Annotated in this window: 13 protein-coding genes and 1 pseudogene; 12 read left to right on the forward strand and 2 right to left on the reverse strand. The window is 69.4% G+C overall.

Annotation, left to right across the window (positions count from 1 at the left end; translation table 11 throughout):
- The 9 genes and pseudogenes from ADK57_RS48230 to ADK57_RS35590 all read left to right on the forward strand — a co-directional run.
- A pseudogene (locus ADK57_RS48230) lies at window positions 1-109 on the forward strand (ABC transporter ATP-binding protein); the annotation flags it as partial.
- 84 nt (window positions 110-193) lie between these two features.
- Window positions 194-1,051 (forward strand): sugar phosphate isomerase/epimerase family protein, encoded by an 858-nt coding sequence (locus ADK57_RS35555; RefSeq protein ID WP_053753811.1) that lies wholly within the window; start codon window positions 194-196, stop codon window positions 1,049-1,051.
- Window positions 1,052-1,167: 116 nt separating this feature from the next.
- Complete coding sequence (gene iolC / locus ADK57_RS35560; RefSeq protein ID WP_053753812.1) at window positions 1,168-2,136, forward strand: 5-dehydro-2-deoxygluconokinase; 969 nt, start codon at window positions 1,168-1,170, stop codon at window positions 2,134-2,136.
- Window positions 2,137-2,140: 4 nt separating this feature from the next.
- Window positions 2,141-3,013, forward strand: a complete 873-nt coding sequence (locus tag ADK57_RS35565; RefSeq protein ID WP_053753813.1) for a Cgl0159 family (beta/alpha)8-fold protein — start codon at window positions 2,141-2,143, stop codon at window positions 3,011-3,013.
- A complete protein-coding gene (gene iolB / locus ADK57_RS35570; protein ID WP_053753814.1) occupies window positions 3,010-3,888 on the forward strand; it encodes a 5-deoxy-glucuronate isomerase in 879 nt (292 codons plus the stop codon). The genes ADK57_RS35565 and iolB overlap by 4 nt, the downstream gene beginning before the upstream one ends.
- Entirely contained in the window at window positions 3,885-5,762 is a 1,878-nt protein-coding gene (gene iolD / locus ADK57_RS35575; protein WP_053753815.1) for a 3D-(3,5/4)-trihydroxycyclohexane-1,2-dione acylhydrolase (decyclizing), read from the forward strand. Before iolB ends, iolD begins: the two co-directional genes overlap by 4 nt.
- Window positions 5,763-5,791: 29 nt before the next feature.
- A complete protein-coding gene (locus ADK57_RS35580; protein ID WP_053753816.1) occupies window positions 5,792-7,288 on the forward strand; it encodes a CoA-acylating methylmalonate-semialdehyde dehydrogenase in 1,497 nt (498 codons plus the stop codon).
- 29 nt (window positions 7,289-7,317) lie between these two features.
- A complete protein-coding gene (locus ADK57_RS35585) occupies window positions 7,318-8,514 on the forward strand; it encodes a Gfo/Idh/MocA family protein (protein WP_053753817.1) in 1,197 nt (398 codons plus the stop codon).
- 37 nt (window positions 8,515-8,551) lie between these two features.
- On the forward strand, window positions 8,552-9,550 hold the full coding sequence (locus ADK57_RS35590) for a sugar phosphate isomerase/epimerase family protein (RefSeq protein WP_053753818.1): 999 nt from the start codon (window positions 8,552-8,554) through the stop codon (window positions 9,548-9,550).
- Window positions 9,551-9,639: 89 nt separating this feature from the next.
- Here ADK57_RS35590 and ADK57_RS35595 read toward each other — a convergent pair whose 3' ends face one another.
- Window positions 9,640-11,091, reverse strand: a complete 1,452-nt coding sequence (locus tag ADK57_RS35595) for an alpha/beta hydrolase (RefSeq protein ID WP_234390513.1) — start codon at window positions 11,089-11,091, stop codon at window positions 9,640-9,642.
- Between the two features lie 457 nt (window positions 11,092-11,548).
- Here ADK57_RS35595 and ADK57_RS35600 point away from each other — a divergent pair, with 457 nt between their 5' ends.
- The 3 genes from ADK57_RS35600 to ADK57_RS35610 all read left to right on the forward strand — a co-directional run bounded on the left by ADK57_RS35600 (window position 11,549) and on the right by ADK57_RS35610 (window position 16,908).
- Window positions 11,549-12,670 carry a glycoside hydrolase family 53 protein gene (locus ADK57_RS35600; RefSeq protein ID WP_107091725.1) on the forward strand — a complete coding sequence of 374 codons (1,122 nt, stop codon included), beginning with the start codon at window positions 11,549-11,551 and terminating at the stop codon, window positions 12,668-12,670.
- Between the two features lie 754 nt (window positions 12,671-13,424).
- The gene (locus ADK57_RS35605; protein WP_107091726.1) at window positions 13,425-14,987 is read left to right on the forward strand and encodes a carbohydrate-binding protein; all 1,563 of its coding nucleotides are present in this window, start codon (window positions 13,425-13,427) and stop codon (window positions 14,985-14,987) included.
- A gap of 916 nt (window positions 14,988-15,903) precedes the next feature.
- Window positions 15,904-16,908 (forward strand): substrate-binding domain-containing protein, encoded by a 1,005-nt coding sequence (locus ADK57_RS35610; protein WP_053753820.1) that lies wholly within the window; start codon window positions 15,904-15,906, stop codon window positions 16,906-16,908.
- A 75-nt stretch (window positions 16,909-16,983) separates the two neighbouring features.
- Here the strand turns inward: ADK57_RS35610 and ADK57_RS35615 are convergent, their stop codons facing one another.
- The gene (locus ADK57_RS35615) at window positions 16,984-17,985 is read right to left on the reverse strand and encodes a LacI family DNA-binding transcriptional regulator (RefSeq protein WP_053753821.1); all 1,002 of its coding nucleotides are present in this window, start codon (window positions 17,983-17,985) and stop codon (window positions 16,984-16,986) included.
- Window positions 17,986-18,106: the final 121 nt, after the last annotated feature.

The following is an 18,106-nucleotide window of genomic DNA, read 5'->3' on the forward strand; positions in this document are numbered from 1 at the left end:
ACTCGCCGCACTCAAACACGAGTTGGCCCAGGTCCGCGGCGTCGACGTCGAGAAGCTCCCGGAAGAGGGGGACCTCACCGCACCCGTGGCGGCCACCGGTGACCGGTGACCGAGTCACCTGAGCGCCGCGTCGAGGGCGTCCCCATTCCACGTTTCACCGCCGTCTCTCACTGACACACCAGAAGGCACCGTCATGAAGATCGCCCTGGATCCCTACATGATCCGCAACGTCCCGCTGCTCGAACTCCCGGCTGTGGTGGCCGAGTTGGGCTACGAGTGGATCGAGCTCTCCCCTCGGGAGGACTTCATCCCCTTCTTCCGCCACCCGCGCGTGGACGACGCCACCGTACGGAAGTTCCGCAAGGCACTGGACGCCGCGGGAGTCGGCATCTCCTCCGTCCAGCCGCTGTTCCGCTGGTCCGGCCCCGACGAGGATGCCCGCCAGGCTGCCGTCCGTTACTGGAAGCGAGCCATCCGCATCACCGCGGAGCTCGGCGTGGACACCATGAACTCCGAGTTCAACGGTCGCCCGGAGGACCCCGACCGCAGCGAGGCCCAGTTCTGGAAGTCGCTGGACGAGCTGCTGCCGGTGTTCGAACAGGAGGGCATCCGCCTCGCCCTGGAACCGCACCCGGACGACTTCATCGAGAACGGCCACGACGCGATCAACCTGATCCGCGGGATCAACCATCCCAACGTCAGTTTCCTCTACTGCGCCCCGCACACCTTCCACATGGGCAATGACGCCCCCGGCATCATCGAGTACGCCGGCGATCTGCTCACCCACGTCCACCTGGCCGACGCCTTCGACCACACCGCATCCTCGGGCAACCGGTACATCCTCAACCCGCCGGGCACGCCGGCCCGCATCCACCAGCACCTCGACATCGGCGAGGGCGAGGTGGACTTCGAGGAGCTCTTCCGGGAGCTGCGCGCGAACGGCTTCGACGGGACGCTCACCGCGTGTGTGTTCGCGTGGGAGGAGCGGGCCAGGGCGTCGTCCGTCTTCATGCGCGAGAAGATCGCCGAGTATCTGGCCATCTCGTCATAACAACCTATTGACATGACATTTGAGTGGGAGGCATCGTGCTCCGCAGGGCGTCTTTTAAAGCGCTTCAAGTCTCCCACTCCACACCCCGGAGTCTCCGGAGCGAAGGGAAACCCGCTATGCCGTTCGAAGTCCTGACCATGGGCCGCGTGGGAGTGGATGTGTATCCGCTCCAGACCGGCGTGGGACTGGCCGAGGTCACCTCGTTCGGCAAGTACCTGGGCGGGAGCCCCACGAACGTGGCCGTCGCCGCCACACGCTACGGCCACTCCGCCGCCGTGATCACCAAGACCGGCCGCGACCCGTTCGGCGACTTCGTCCGCACGGCCCTGGACGGGTACGGCGTCGACAGCCGTTTCGTCGGTACGTCGGACATCGCGCCGACTCCGGTGACCTTCTGTGAGATCTTCCCGCCCGACGACTTCCCGCTGTACTTCTACCGGCTGCCGAAGGCTCCCGACCTCGACATCGCACCCGGTGACCTGGACCTGGACGCCGTACGCGACGCACGGATCTTCTGGGTCACCGGGACCGGGCTCAGCGAGGAGCCGAGCCGGTCGGCCACGCTCGGCGCGCTGGCGCACCGGGCCAGGTCCGGGACGACAGTCTTCGACCTCGACTGGCGGCCCATGTTCTGGCAGGACCCTGCCGAGGCCCGTACGTACTACGCCGAAGCCCTGCGGCACACCACCGTCGCCGTCGGCAACCTCGACGAGTGCCAGGTGGCGACGGGCGAGCGCGAGCCCTACGAGGCCGCGAAGGCGCTCCTCGCCGCCGGTGTCGAGCTGGCGGTGGTGAAGCAGGGACCGAAGGGTGTCCTGGCCATGGACCGGGACGGCTCGGCCGCCGAGATCCCACCCGTGCCGGTGGACGTGGTCAACGGTCTCGGCGCCGGTGACGCCTTCGGCGGCGCGCTCTGCCACGGCCTGCTGTCCGGCTGGGACACCCGCCGCACGGTGAGCTTCGCCAACGCCGCCGGCGCCATCGTCGCCGGCCGCCTGTCCTGCTCCGACGCCATGCCGACCGAGGCCGAGGTGGAGACGAAGCTCCGCGCGGCACCCCCCATCCGCATCGAACGAGAGGCGTGACGACGTGCTGTCCGACAACCTGAGCCGGATCGTCGACGTCCGGGTCCACAATCCCGGCGCCATCGCCGAGGCAGCCGCACGCCGTGTCAAGGCCACCTCGCTGCTCGGCGGGCACGGCCGAGCGATGATCATCGCCGCCGACCACCCGGCACGCGGCGCCAACGGCGTCGGTGGCGACCCCAACGCCATGGCCGACCGCTTCGAGCTGCTGGACCGCCTGTGCGTCGCGCTGCAGCGGCCGGGGGTGACGGGCGTGCTGGCCACTGCCGACATCCTCGAGGACCTGCTCCTGCTCGGCGTCCTGGACGGCAAGAGTGTCTTCGGCTCCATGAACCGGGCCGGGCTGGCGGGTTCGGTCTTCGAGATCGACGACCGTTTCACCGGCTACGACGCCGAGACGCTCGCCGCGATGGGCTTCGACGGCGGCAAGATGCTCACCCGCATCGCACTGGAGGACCCGACGACGCCCTCCGTCCTGACGGAGACCGCCCGCGCCGTCAACGAGCTCAACGACCGTCATCTCGTTGCCATGGTCGAGCCGTTCCTCTCCACCTGGCAGGACGGCAGGATCCGCAACGACCTCTCCCCCGACGCCGTCGTCAAGTCGATCACCATCGCCTCGGGGCTCGGCCGCCGTACCGCCTACACCTGGCTCAAGCTCCCGGTGGTGCCCGACATGGAACGCGTCCTGGCCTCCTCCACGATGCCCGCTCTCCTGCTGGGCGGCGAGGTCACCGATCCCGACGCGGCCTTCACCTCCTGGGGCAAGGCGCTCAAGCAGCCGACCGCGCAGGGCCTGGTCGTCGGCCGCTCCCTGCTCTACCCCTCGAACGGCGACGTCGCCGGCGCGGTGGACAAGGCGGTGAGCCTGCTGTGAGCGACACGAACAAGTACCACCTGCCCAAAGGGACTTCGCCCGACGGTCCCTACGACCTCCTGGTCACGCCCGAGTCGGCGGGCTGGGGTTACTCCGGCCTCAGGATCCTGACCCTGGGGCCGGGTGAGGCGCACTCCCTGTCCACCCATGAATCCGAGTTCCTGGTCCTGCCGCTGACGGGCTCCTGCACCGTCACCACGGACGGCGGTGCCCTCGAACTCGAGGGCCGGACAGGCGTGTTCGCCTCGGCCACCGACTTCGCCTACCTGCCGCGTGAGTCGGAGGCCCTCATCAGCAGCGCGCAGGGAGGTCTGTTCGCGCTGCCCTCCGCCCGTACCGAGCGGGGACGGCTTCCCGCTCGGTACGGGCGCAAGGAGGACGTACCGGTGGAGCTGCGGGGCGCGGGGGCGTGTTCCCGGCAGGTCAACAACTACTGCCTGCCCGGCACGTTCGAGGCGGAGCGGCTGCTGGTGTGCGAGGTCCTCACGCCCGGCGGCAACTGGTCCTCCTACCCGCCGCACAAGCACGACGAAGCACGCCCCGGCCAGGAGTCGGAGCTGGAGGAGATCTACTACTTCGAGGTCGCGGGCGAGAACGGCTTCGCCTACCAGCGGGTCTACGGCACCGAAGAGCGGCCCGTCGACGTGCTCGCCGAGGTCCGCTCCGGCGACACCGTCCTCATCCCACACGGCTGGCACGGACCGTCGATCGCCGCGCCCGGCTACGACCTCTACTACCTCAACGTCATGGCAGGGCCCGGCCAGGACCGCGCCTGGCTGATCTGCGACGACCCCGCCCACGGCTGGGTCCGCAGCACCTGGGAGTCCCAGGACATCGACGACCGGCTTCCCTTCGAAGGACCCAACGAGCAATGAACACCGTCCGACTCACCACCGCCCAGGCCTTCGTCCGCTTCCTGGCCAACCAGTACAGCGAGCGGGACGGCCAGGAGCAGCGGCTGATCCCCGGTGTCTGGGGCATCTTCGGTCACGGCAACGTGGCCGGCATCGGGCAGGCCCTCCTGCAGGCGGCCGTCACCCAAGAAGCCGACCTCCCCTACTACCTTGCCCGCAACGAGCAGGGCATGGTGCACGCCTCGGTGGCCTACGCCAAGATGCGCGACCGGCTGGCGACCTTCGCCTGCACGGCCTCGACCGGCCCCGGCTCCACCAACATGATCACGGGTGCGGCCCTGGCCACCACCAACCGGATCCCGGTCCTGCTGCTGCCCAGCGACATGTTCGCCACCCGCGCCGCCGACCCGGTCCTGCAGCAACTCGAAGACACACGGGGCGGGGACGTCACCGTCAACGACGCCTTCCGCTTCGTATCCAAGTACTTCGACCGCATCTCGCGTCCCGAGCAGCTGGTCCCGGCCGCGCTCGCCGCCATGCGGGTGCTCACCGACCCGGTGGAGACCGGCGCCGTCACGCTCGCGCTGCCGCAGGACGTGCAGGCCGAAGCGTACGACTGGCCGGTCGCCTTCTTCCGGCGCCGGGTGTGGCACATCGGCCGCCCGGTGCCCGAGCCGGCCGCCGTCGAGCGGGCCGCGCGTCTGCTGCGCCGGGCGCGGAAGCCTCTGATCGTGGCGGGCGGAGGTGCCGTGTATTCGGGTGCCGAGACCGAGCTGCGGGCCTTCGCCGAGGCCACCGGCATCCCGGTGGCCGACACCCACGCCGGCAAGGGCGCGGTGCCCTGGGACCACCCGTACGCGGTCGGCGGCATCGGCTCCACCGGCTCCTACGCCGCCAACGAGCTCGCGCGCGAGGCCGACGTCGTCCTCGGCATCGGCACCCGCTACTCCGACTTCACCACCGCCAGCCACACCGTCTTCGGCAACCCCGACGTCACCTTCGTCAACCTCAACGTGACCCGCCTCGACGCCGTCAAGCACTCCGCGGAGCCAGTGGTGGCCGACGCCCGGCTCGGCCTCCAGGCCCTCGCGGGCGCGCTGACGGACTGGGAAGTCGCCCCGGAGTACCGCGCGCACACCCGCCGACTCATCGCCCGTACCCGGGAGATCGAGGACGAGTGCTTCAACGTCGGCCACGGCCCCCTGCCCGCCCAGACCGAGATCCTCGGCGCGCTCAACTCGGTGCTCGACGACCGTGCCGTCGTGATCAACGCGGCCGGCTCCATGCCGGGTGACCTGCAGCAGTTGTGGCGGGCGCGGGATCCGAAGGCCTACCACGTCGAGTACGCCTACTCCTGCATGGGATACGAGGTCGCCGCCGGCGTCGGCGCCAAGATGGCCGACCCGTCGCGCGAGGTCGTCGTCCTCGTCGGTGACGGCTCGTATCTGATGATGGCTCAGGAGATCGTGACCATGGTCTCCGAAGGCCTGAAGGTCATCATCGTCCTCGTACAGAACCATGGCTTCGCCTCCATCGGCGCCTTGTCCGAGTCGCTCGGCTCACAGCGGTTCGGCACGAAGTACCGCTTCCGCGACGGCGATTCGGGCCGGCTCGACGGCGACGTACTCCCCGTCGACCTCGCCGCCAACGCCTCCTCGCTGGGCGCCGACGTCCTGCACGCCTCCTCCGTCGAGGAGTTCCGTACGGCGATGGAGAAGGCGAAGGCCGCCCACCGCGCCACCGTCGTCCACGTCGAGACCGACCTCTACGGGCCGAACCCGCCCGGCCACGGCTGGTGGGACGTGCCGGTCAGCCAGACCTCCGCCCTGGACTCCACCCGCACCGCTTACGAGACGTACGCCGCCCGCAAGCTCGCCCAGCGGCACTACCTGTAAGTCCCGTCCCCACAAAGGAAACCCGCACCGTGAAGACCATCCAGCACTGGATCAACGGCTCCCCCACCGCCGGCACGAGCGAGCAGACCGCGCCCGTGTTCAACCCGGCCACCGGCCAGGAACAGGCCCGGGTCGCGCTCGGCGGTTCCGCCGACGTCGCCGCGGCCGTCACCGCCGCCGCGCAGGCCTTCGAGACCTGGTCGGAGTCGTCGCTCACGCAGCGCACCCAGGTGATGTTCACCTTCCGCCAGCTCCTCGTCGAGCACGAGGAGGAGCTGGGCCGGATCATCTCCGCCGAGCACGGCAAGACCGTCGACGACGCCCGCGGCGAGGTCACCCGCGGCCGCGAGGTCGTGGAGTTCGCCTGCGGCCTCGGCGACGTCCTCAAGGGCTCCTACTCCGACCAGGTCTCCCGCGGCGTCGACGTGCACGACTTCCGCCAGCCCCTCGGCGTCGTCGCGGGCATCACACCCTTCAACTTCCCCGCGATGGTGCCCCTGTGGATGCACCCGATCGCCATCGCCACCGGCAACACGTTCCTCCTCAAGCCCAGCGAGCGCGACCCGTCGGCGGCGAACTTCGTCGCCGAGCTGTACAAGAAGGCCGGACTGCCCGACGGCGTCTTCAACGTCGTGCACGGCGGCAAGGACGCCGTGGACGCGATCCTCACCCACTCCGGCATCGAGGCCGTCTCCTTCGTCGGGTCGACGCCCATCGCCAAGTACGTGCACGAGCAGGCCACTTCGCACGGCAAGCGCGTTCAAGCCCTCGGTGGCGCCAAGAACCACGCCGTCGTACTCCCTGACGCCGACCTCGAGTTCGCCGCCAACCACATCACCGCGGGCGCCTATGGCTCCGCGGGCGAGCGCTGCATGGCGGTCTCGGTCGCCGTCGCGGTCGGTGACGCCGCCGACGGGCTGGTCGAGGTACTGGAGCGCAAGGCCCGCGAAGTGAAGGTCGGACCCGGCGACACCCCCGGCACCGACATGGGCCCGCTGGTCACCAAGGCCGCCCAGGAGCGCGTCGAGAAGGCTGTCGGAACCGCCGCCGGGCAGGGCGCCACCGTGGTCGTGGACGGCCGCGGGCTGAAGGTCGACGGCCACGAGGAAGGCTTCTTCACCGGCCCCTCCCTCCTCGACCACGTCACCACCGAGATGGACGCCTACAAGGAGGAGCTGTTCGGCCCGGTCCTCGCCATCGTCCGTGCCGAGTCCCTCGACGAGGCGATCGCGCTGATCAACGCCAACCCCTACGGCAACGGCACCGCCCTGTTCACCGCCTCCGGCGAGGCCGCCCGCCGCTTCCAGCGCAACGTCAAGGTCGGCATGATCGGCGTCAACGTGCCGGTGCCCGTGCCGATGTCGTACTACTCCTTCGGCGGCTGGAAAGACTCGCTGGTCGGCGACTCCCCCATGCACGGCCCCGAGGGCATCCGCTTCTACACCCGCCCCAAGGTCGTCACCACCCGCTGGCCCCAGCCCACCCAGCAGGTCGCCGCCGGCTTCGACTTCCCCACCTCCAGCTGAGATCCCAGCTCTTTTTGAAAGGCACCGCCATGACCCCCTCCGGCAAGCCCCTTTCCGTCGCGGTGATCGGAGCCGGCATGGCCGGCCGCAGCCACGCCGCCGGCTACCGCAACGTCAATACGGTCTTCGGCGCCGGACTGCCCCCCGTCCGCCTGGCCGCGATAGCCGACGCCAACGTGACGCTCGGTGAGGACGCCGCACGCCGTTACGGGTACGAGAAGGCGCTCCCCAGCTGGGAGGCGGTCGTCGACGACCCGACGATCGACGCCGTCAGCATCGTCGTGGGCAACGACCTGCACCGGCCGATCGCGGAGGCACTGGTCGCCGCCGGCAAGCACGTGCTGTGCGAGAAGCCGCTCGCCGGCTCCCTCGAAGACGCACGCGCCATGGCCGAGTTGGAGCGCACCGCCGATGTCGTGACCGCCGTCGGGTACACCTTCCGGCGTTCCCCCGGCATCGCGGCGATCCGCGAGCATGTCCGGCGCGGTGAGCTGGCCGACCTCTCGCTGTTCAGCGGCCGCTACTGGTGCGACTACGCGACCGACCCGAAGGGTCCGCTGACCTGGCGGTTCAAGGGCGGCCTCGGTTCGGGTGCGCTCGGGGACGTCGGCTCGCACCTCATCGACGTCGCCGAGTACGTGGCCGGGCCCATCGCCGCCGTCTCCGGTGCCACACTGTCGACGCAGATCCCCAAGCGGCCGCTGCCACTGGGCGCGGTCGTCGGGCACAACGCGGCCCCCGTCTCCGACGAGGTGGGCGAGGTCGAGAACGAGGACACCGCGTCCTTCACCGCCCGCTTCGAGTCCGGTCTCGTCGGCACGTTCTCGGTCACGCGCACCGGCTTCGGACTGCCCAACGGGCTCGCCTTCGACGTCCTGGGCCTCGGCGGCCGGGCCGCGTTCGACCAGCACCGGCCCGCCGAGTACCTCTTCGACGACGCCCAGCCGGACCCCCGTACGCGCGGCGCCCGGCAGATCATCGCCGGCCCGAACCTGCCGTACTTCGCTGGTGGCGTCCCGATGGAGGCGCCGGGCGTGGGCGCCAGCAACGCCGACAACTTCACCTACCAGGCGCGGGCATTCCTCGACCAGGTCGCGGGCGTCGCCGAACCGCGGCCGGCCTGCGCCACGTTCGCCGACGCGGTACGGACCATGGAGATCATCCAGGCCGTCGTCGAGTCCTCCCGGGGCGGCGGCGCCGCCGTCACGGTTCCGCCCCTGGTCTGACGCCCCTCGCCTGCCCCCGCACAGAAGGAAAAGACACATGGCTCTCAAGCTCGGCGCCTACACCGCCTGTCTGCACGACCGGCCCCTCACCGAGGCCCTCGACATCCTCAAGGAGAACGGCCTGACCTCCGTCGAGGTCAACACCGGCGGCTTCATCCCCTCCCCGCACTGCCCGGTCGACCTCCTGCTGTCCTCGGCCGCCGCGCGCGAGGAGTACCTGGCGGCCTTCGCCGACCGAGGCATGGAACTGACCGGCCTCAACTGCAACGGCAATCCACTCAACCCGCTCCCCGGGGTCGGCCCGAAGCACGCCGACGACCTGCGCCGCACCATCCGCCTCGCCGGGCTGCTCGGTGTCAAGCACGTCGTCACCATGTCCGGAACCCCGGGTTCCGACCCCGACGCCAAGTACCCCTCCTGGGTCGTGAACCCGTGGGACGGCGTCTACATGGACGTCCTGGACTACCAGTGGGGCGTGGCAGTCGAGTTCTGGAAGGAGATCGACGCGCTGGCCCGGGAGAACAACGTCCGGGTCGCGATCGAGATGCACCCGCACAACGTGGTGTTCTCCCCGGTCACGCTCAAGCGGCTGGTCGACGAGACGGGCGCGACGAACGTCGGCGCGGAGATGGACCCCTCCCACCTGATGTGGCAGGGCATGGACGTCGTCGCCTGCATCAAGTGGCTGGGCCCGCTGGTGTTCCACGCCGCCGCGAAGGACGCGACGCTCTGCCCCGGCGCCGACATCCGCGGCGTACTCGACACGTCGTTCACCCGCGTGCCCGCCGACGCGCCCGGCAAGGTGCCCACCGGCTACGGCTTCTGGTGCAACGCCTGGCCGGAGAACCCGGCGTGGAAGTTCGTCGCCGTCGGCCTCGGAAACGACGTCCCCTACTGGACCGGATTCCTGCGCGCCCTCGCCGAGATCGACCCGGACATGGCCGTGAACATCGAGCACGAGGACGCCGCCTACTCGCAGACCGAAGGACTCGCCCTGGCCGCCAAGAACCTGCACAGCGCCGCGTCCGCGCTGTAGCGGGCGGGAGCACGAGGGGGCGCGGTCCCGGCCTACGGGACCGCGCCCCCTCGGTCACGACCGCGTCGGAACGGGTCGCGTCACACGGCTCACCGGCGCGCCCCCGTACCCACCAGATCGGGCAGCGGGTTGACGAGACCGCCACTCGGCGACTGCCTCTGGACGGAGGGCCCGGTCGGCCAGACCGCGGGGCAATGGGTGCCCTTGCGGGGGGTCTTCAGGGTGAGGAGGTAGGTGTCGATGGCGTCACGGGCGCAGGGGCTGAGCCAGTAGTCGCCGTGGCCTACACCGTCGTACGTGAGGAACGTGGCCTCTCGGCCGATCTGGCGGGCCGCGTTGGAGCCCCAGGGGTGCGGGGTCGCCACGTCGTAACGGCTGTTGGTGACCAGGATCGGCGGGGTGCCGTCGACACGGAGCCGGTGGGGCGGGTTGGTCACCTCGGTCGGCCAGTTCTGGCAGCCGGTCAGGTCCGTCCAGGCGAGGGAGCTGAGCCTGGTGACCGGGGCGAGGCGGCCCAGTTCGCGTTCGAAGCGGGCGAGCGTGCCGTACGACGGTACGTCGAAGTCGTAGTCCTGGCACATCACCGGGAGGTACGCGAACTCCGTCGGCTCGCCGCGCTTGTCGAGGGACCGTGCCGCCGCGGCGTCGGGGGCGTCCAGGTAGACGAGGTCCTCGGCGAACTGGAACCAGGAGGCCGGGTCGTACATGTAGCCGAAGGCGAGGCCCTGGAGGTCCTGGGTGGTGAAGGTGTAGGGCGGGTCGCCCGGCAGGACCAGCTCACCGGCGTCGGCGCGCTTGTAGAGCGAGTCGAACAGGGCGCGGGCGTCCTGGTCGTGGAGCGCGCAGGACGGAGTGCGGGCGCACCAGTCGGCGAACTGACCGTACGACTCCTCCATCGCTATGGCTTCGGTCTTCTGGTACGTCCACGGGTTGAGGCTGTGGTCCATGTTCGAGTCGAGCGTCATCGCGCGCACGCGGTGCGGGTAGCGCTCGGCGTACTGCTGGCCGATTCCGGTGCCGTAGGAGACGCCGTAGTAGCTGATCCGCTTCTCGCCGAGACCGACGCGGATCGCCTCCATGTCCCGGATGACGCTCCCGGTGTCCATGTTGTCGACGAGGGGTCCGGTGAGGTCGCGACAGTTCTCGCCGAGTGCGCGGTTGGCCTCGCGGAGTGCGGCGAAGGAGGAGGGGCTGTCCGGGTAGAGCAGCGCGCCCTGCTCGGTCACCCGGTCCTCGTCGCACATCACGGGGTTGCTGAGGCCGACGCCGCGCGGGTCGAAGCCCACGATGTCGAAGCGCTCCAGCAGTTCGGGCGAGAAGGAGTCGGGGGCGCTGAACGCGAAGCCCACACCGGAGCCGCCCGGGCCGCCGGGGTTGATCAGCAGGGAGCCGATCCGGTGCTCGGGGTCGGTGGCCAGGTGGCGGGCGAGGGCCAGGTCGATGGTGGCGCCGTACGGACGCTTCCAGTCCACGGGGACCTTGATGGTGGCGCACTCGAAGGTGCCCTCGCCGGAGGGCGATTCACAGGGCTCCCAGGCCATTCGCCCGGGTGTCGGCGCCTTGACCGAGGGGGCTGCGACGGCGGTTCCGGCGAGCAACTGGCCGAACAGGGCGGAGATCAGAGCTCCGACGGCCAGTCTTCGGTGCCCTCTTGAGCGTGAGGTCGGTGGGGGGTTGGACGGCACGGATGTTCCTCCCTGAATCAGGAGTTCACAGACGGATCACAGCATGACCCGAACGTCCTTGTAGAACAAGGAAACTGATGATCAATCAGCCAAATCCCCGATGGCTCCTCACCCATCTCGTGGCGGCATGTGCTGTGCACGTACCCAACCCGTCAGTACGAAGGTCAAGCCCACCACCTGTACGAAATCCCCGTGACACACATATTTACAGCCCCTGTTACCTCCCTTACTGTGAACGTTCACGGAAACCGCTACATGCGCATGTCAAGCCCGACAGCTTGGCTTCGCCACGTCTCGATCAAAGGAGTTCGGGATGACCGTGAACGGTCCAGGTCGCACAGTGAAGGCCGCCCTGCTCATGGCAGCCGTCGCCCTGCCCGCGTCCCTGCTCACCACCCCCACGACCGCCTCCGCCGCGGGCACGCTCAGCATGCTCGGCGCCGACGTCTCGACCGCGCAACGCGCTCTCGACCTCGGCGCCAAGTACTACGACGCGAGCGGCACCGCCAAGGACCCGCTCGACATCCTCAAGGGCGCCGGCGTGAACTACGTCCGCCTGCGGGTCTGGAACAACCCGGCCAGCGGCTACAACAACAAGACCAAGGTGCTGGCGTACGCGAAGCAGGTGAAGGCCAAGGGGCTCAAGCTGCTCGTCGACTTCCACTACTCCGACACCTGGGCCGACCCGGGCAAGCAGTACAAGCCCGCGGCCTGGTCCGGCCACAACATCAACCAGCTGCAGACGGACGTCTACAACTACACGTACGACGTCTGCAACAGCCTCAAGTCCCAGGGCACCACCCCGGACAGCGTGCAGATCGGCAACGAGATCAACGTCGGCATGCTGTGGAACGAGGGCAAGGTGGTGAACAACGACTTCACCAACCTCAGCCTGCTCCTCAAGTCGGGTTACAACGCGACCAAGTCGTGCAACAGCGGCACCAAGGTGATCATCCACACCGCCAACTCGGACAGCGACGCGCACGCACGGTGGTTCTACGACGGCATCAAGGCGAAGGGCGTCAACTGGGACATCACCGGGCTGTCCTACTACTGCCCCTGGCACGGCACGCTGGCCAACATGGGCAGCGTCGTCTCCGACATGAAGTCCCGGTACGGCAAGGACGTGGTCATCGCCGAGACGGCGTACCCGTTCACCTCGGCGAACGCGGACAGCACCAGCAACTCGGTCACCTCCGGCTGCTCGGGCTACCCGCTCACCTGGCAGGGCCAGGCCGACAACTTCACCGCCGTACAGAACACGGCCCGCAACGCCGGAGCGATCGGCGTCTTCTACTGGGAACCGACCTGGTACGCGGTCTCGGGCAACGGCTGGGACCCGGCCGACATCAACAACAGCGGCAACGGCTGGGACAACATGGCCATCTTCAACTGGACCGGCCACGTGAACCCGAACGTCAAGTGGACCCCGTAGGTCCCGTGATGCGGTAACGAACGGCACCGCCCCCGGGCGGTGCCGTTCGCGCTGGGTCCGTCATACGGCCGACGACTCCAGCGCGGCTTGTTGGCGTGTTCCTTGCCCCCCGTGCGCGCCGCCCGGTCAGGCCACCTGAGTTTGCGGGGAACGGGCCGGCAGATCGTCCTGGGTCACCATGCCGGTCGGCCCACCGGACGCGTAGCGGACGACAGCCGGCGAGGCACGGCGGGCGAGAGCAGCTCCGAGCCGGTTCAGCCGATCAGGCCCAGCCGGGCGATGCCCATGACCTGGGGGCCACTTCGACGACCACCGTGCGCACGAACGCCACGACGGTCACCGCGATCCCCTGGCCGAGCGCGTCGGACAGCCCCAACTCGGGCCCAGCGTGCGCACGGTGATGCCACGTCGTGTGACGCGAGCCATGTGACGCCGAGTCGGGCGCCGCCAGGCGCCGGCGACGGCTCCCGAAGCAGCCGGTTCCGGCGTTCGGTACGAGCACGGCAGGCGGGCCGGTGCGACGCTCGCGACACCTCATCATATTCATCAGTGTGAACAAGGATCATGTACGCGACCGTTGACGCGCTCACAGCAGCCCTTTAGCGTCCGGAGAAAGCGCTTTCTCCCGTCGGGCGCAAAGTCCGGCTGCCCGCCCCCATTCATGATGCCGAACCGGCCGCCCCGCTACACCCACAACCGCCCCGTTCACCGAGCCGCCCATGGTCGGACGACCCAACCAACCTGGAGATGAACGATGCACCTGAGACCCGTCATCGCGTCCCTCAGCCTGCTGACCGGCACACTCGTCGCGCTGTCCGGCACCACGGCCCAGGCAGCTACCACCCGTTACGAGGCCGAGAGCTCCCCGGCTGTCTGCACCGGCACCATCGACTCCGACTGGGCCGGCTACTCCGGCAGCGGATTCTGCAACGGCAACAACGCGGTGGGCGCGTACGTACAGTTCACCGTGAACGCCTCCGCCGCGGGCACGGCGACACTGAACGTCCGCTTCGCCAACGGAACCACCACCGCACGGCCCGCGAGCCTCACGGTGAACGGCTCGGCAGCCACGTCGGTGTCCTTCGAGAGCACCGGCACCTGGGGGACCTGGACGACGAAGACGCTCACGGTGCCGGTGACCGCGGGCACCAACACCATCCGGCTCAGCCCCACCGCCGCCACCGGCCTGCCCAACCTCGACTACCTGGATGTCGAGGTGAGCGGCACCACCACGCCGCCGTCGGCCTCCGCGCTCTACGTGGCGCCGAACGGGACCGACAGCGCCGCCGGAACGGAGGCGGCCCCGACGACGCTCACCTCGGCGATCAGCCGGATCACCCCCGGAGGGACGATCTACGTACGCGGCGGGACGTACCCCTATTCGCAGACGGTCACCATCCCGGCGGGCAACAACGGCACCGCGAGTGACCGCACCGAACTGTTCGCCTACCCCGGCGAGACGCCGATCCTGAACTTCTCGGCCCAGAGCGAGGACCCGGCCAACCGCGGACTTGCCGTGAACGGCTCGTACTGGCACGTCAAGGGCCTCGTCGTCGAGCGTGCCGGTGACAACGGGATCTTCGTCGGGGGCAGCAACAACATCTTCGAGCGCACGGTGACGCGCTTCAACCGCGACTCGGGGCTGCAGCTCTCGCGGATGCTCTCCAGCACTCCCAGCAGTCAGTGGCCGTCCAACAACCTCATTCTGAGTGCGGAGTCGCACGACAACGCCGACTCCGACGGCGAGGACGCCGACGGCTTCGCCGCGAAACTCACCTCAGGTCCGGGCAACGTCTTCCGCTACGCCGTGTCCCACAACAACATCGACGACGGCTGGGACCTCTACACCAAGGACGACACCGGACCCATCGGAGCGGTGACCATCGAGGACTCCCTCGCCTACGAGAACGGCACCCTCAGCGACGGTTCCCAGGCCGGCAACGGTGACCGCAACGGCTACAAGCTGGGCGGCGAGGACATCGCGGTCAACCACGTCATCCGGCGCAGCATCGCCTACGACAACGGCAAGCACGGGTTCACCTACAACAGCAACCCCGGCTCGATGACGGTGTCCGACAACATCAGCATCGACAACGCCGAGCGCAACTACAACTTCGACGCCGGCACCTCGGTGTTCCGCAACAACACCTCGTGCCGCAGCGGCAGCGGGACGAACGACAGGATCATCGGCGACTCCGACAGCTCGAACCAGTTCTGGTCCGGCTCGAACGGGTCCCGGTGTTCCTCGTACGCAGGCGCGCTGAACTGGTCCTTCGCCGCGGACGGCCGCCTCGTCGTCACCTTCGGCGGCCAGTAGCGGGCACCGGGTCCACGACAGCCCCGGCCGGCCCCTCCGGTACCTGCGGAGGGGCCGGCCGGGCCGCGGTGGTGCGGCGTACGTCCTGGTGGAGTCGACCGCCGTGTCCCGGTCGATCCTGCCGACGAGGACGGTCGCAGCCTGAACCTGCAGCAGCAGACGATCCCGGGCACCTCGTGCCACGCCGGGCCACGCGCGGCCACGCCGGGCCATGCCGGGCCACGTCGGGCTCAAGGCTTCCGCCGCGCCCCGGGATCCCGCCAAGGTCATCGCATTTCTGCAGCGGCGCCTGGGACGAATGCGCAACAGGTCGCCGGTGTCACGAACCGCTCGACGACTGAGGGCGTGCCTCTTCAACTTGGGTCCTGCACCGGCGGGTTGGACCAGCGACGGCAGCCCGTCAGAGAGGCGAACTGCCGCTCCCGCTTCGTCGCCCGGCACAGTGCCGAGTACCCGAGCGCGGCCGCTTGGGCGGCCGACAGCGTCCCGCCGACCCGACGAGAACGTGCGACGGCTCGGCCGCCAGAGCTTCCCGCTGAGGGGGCCGGCCCGGCACAGGAGCGTCCGGCGCGGCATGCGGCAACCGCGCCGGACGCTTTGCCGCACAGGGACCGAGCAGGGGAGCTGCGACGCGGTCGCCGTCCGGTGAACGCCTCAGGGCGAGCCTCGACGCCTTTTGTTGGGACGTCCTGACAAAACCCGTTGACATCACCAGTGGACGGCTCCATAGTACGTGCCACTAGAGCGCGCTAATAAAGCGCTCTAGTGGCAGCGCAGGCGGCCCACACCCACGGTTGCCCCGCAGACCACGCTCCTTCGCCGCACCCGGCACTCCCCACCCCGACCGTCCGCCTGGCCGGGCCGGGCACGGCACTCCCCATTCCCACCCTGACCAGCACAGCGAGGTGCAAGGGACATGCACAGACATCACCGAGCCGCCATCCTGACCGCCACCGTCCTGGCCGGCGCCCTGTTCGCCGCCGGCTGCTCCAGCAGCTCCGGCGGCAAGAAGTCCGAGGAAGGCGGGGCCGCCGCGGCCGCGGGCAAGGCCGACACCCCGCGCATGACCGTCGCCATGGTCACCCACGCCTCGCCCGGCGACACCTTCTGGGACCTCATCCGCAAGGGCGCCCAGGCCGCCGCGGCCAAGGACAACATCAAGCTCGTCTACTCCAGCGACCCGGGCGCCGGGAACCAGGCCAACCTGGTGCAGAACGCGATCGACCAGAAGGTCGACGGCATCGCGCTCACCGCCGCCAAGCCGGACGCCATGAAGGACGTGGTGGCCAAGGCGAAGGCGGCCGGCATCCCGGTCGTCGGCTTCAACTCGGGGGCGGACGACTGGAAGGACCTCGGCATGCTCGAGTACTTCGGGCAGGACGAGAACATCGCGGGCCAGGCGTTCGGCGAGCGGCTGGGCCGACTCGGTGCGAAGCATGCCCTCTGTGTCATCCAGGAGCAGGGCCAGGTCGCCCTGGAGGCACGCTGTGCCGGCCTGAAGAAGGGGTTCAGCGGCAAGACCGACACCCTCTACGTCAACGGCACCGACATGCCGTCCGTGAAGTCGACGATCACCGCCAAGCTCAAGCAGGACTCCTCCATCGACCAGGTGGTCACCCTCGGCGCCCCCATCGCGCTGACCGCCGTGCAGTCGGTGGGCGACGCCGGCAGCAAGGCCAAGGTCGCCACCTTCGACCTCAACAAGGAACTGGTGAAGGCAGTCCAGAACGGCAAGGTCGAGTTCGCCGTCGACCAACAGCCCTATCTGCAGGGCTACCTCGCCGTCGACGCCTTGTGGCTCTACAGGGCCAACGGCAACTTCAGCGGCGGCGGCACTGCTCCGGTGCTCACCGGCCCGGCGTTCATCACCAAGGACAACGCCGACGCCGTCGCCGAGTTCGCGGCGCAGGGGACACGCTGACCGCGACGACCGGCACCGTCGACGGCAGGAAACCGGCCGGCATCGCGTCCGCGGTGCCGGCCCGGCCCTGTCGTCTCAGGCTGCCCCATGCGCGGGCGGCCCGCTGCTGCCGCGCACCACCAGCTTCGGGTCCAGAACCGCCTCTCGAGGCTCCAGTTCCGGGTTCTCCAGTCGCTGAACGGCGAACTGCACCGCGTGCTCCGCCATGAGCACCGCGTCCTGACGGACGGTGGTCAGGCCGATGGGCATCAGGTGGGAGAGGTGACTGTCGTCGTATCCGACGACGGACAGGTCGCGCGGGACCTCGACGCCCGCCCGTGTCAGGGACATCAACAGGCCCATCGCGCTGCGGTCGTTGCCCGCGAGGACCGCCGTAGGCAGCGGGTGCCCTTGGTCTCGCTCCGCCAGGAGCAGACGGCCGGTCTCGATGCCCGAGTGCTCCGTGTGATCGCCTGGGATCACCCGCACCTCGGAGTCCAGCCCGTGGCGACGCATCGCCGCCCGGTAGGCCCGCCGCCGCTCCGCCGACCCGGGGCCGCGACCGCCGTCGAGGTGCACGATCCTGCGGTGCCCCAGTTCGACGAGGTGTTCCATGGCCTGCCGTACGCCCTTGCCCTCCGCGCTGTGCACGAAATCCACGCGGGCGCGGGGGACGCGGCGACTGACCGAGACGGTGACCGTACGGCGGCCGAGTTCGTCGAGGTAGGCGGCCTCGGCATCGGGGCCCAACAGGATCAGCGCCTCGCAACGGTGGCTGAGCAGGGCCTCGATGGCCTTGGCCTCGCTGCGGCCCTGGGCGGCGGCGGAGAGCAGGACGTCGTACCCGAGACGTTCGGCCTCGGGGTAGATGCCCTCGATGAGGTCCGTGTGGAAGGCCTGGTGGACGGTGAACATCACACCGAGTGTGCGACTGCGGCCCCGGGCCAGCAGCCGGGCGGCGCTGTCGGGGCGGTAACCGATCTCGTCGGCGACCCGCAGCACGCGCTCCCGGGTCTCCTCGCTCGCTCCCGGCTGGTTGCGGAACACGATCGAGACGAGCGCCCGGGAGACGCCCGCCTTCGCGGCGACGTCCGCCATCGTGGGCCGCTGCTTGCCCGATGCATCCACCTGAGAACCCGCCCTCCGACGCCGCCACCTTAGCGGGCGGCCTGGAAATCCCCCGCCAACAAGCTATTGACATGACATTTGGACACGGGTC

Source organism: Streptomyces sp. MMG1533 (assembly GCF_001279775.1).
Classification (GTDB): Bacteria; Actinomycetota; Actinomycetes; order Streptomycetales; family Streptomycetaceae; genus Streptomyces.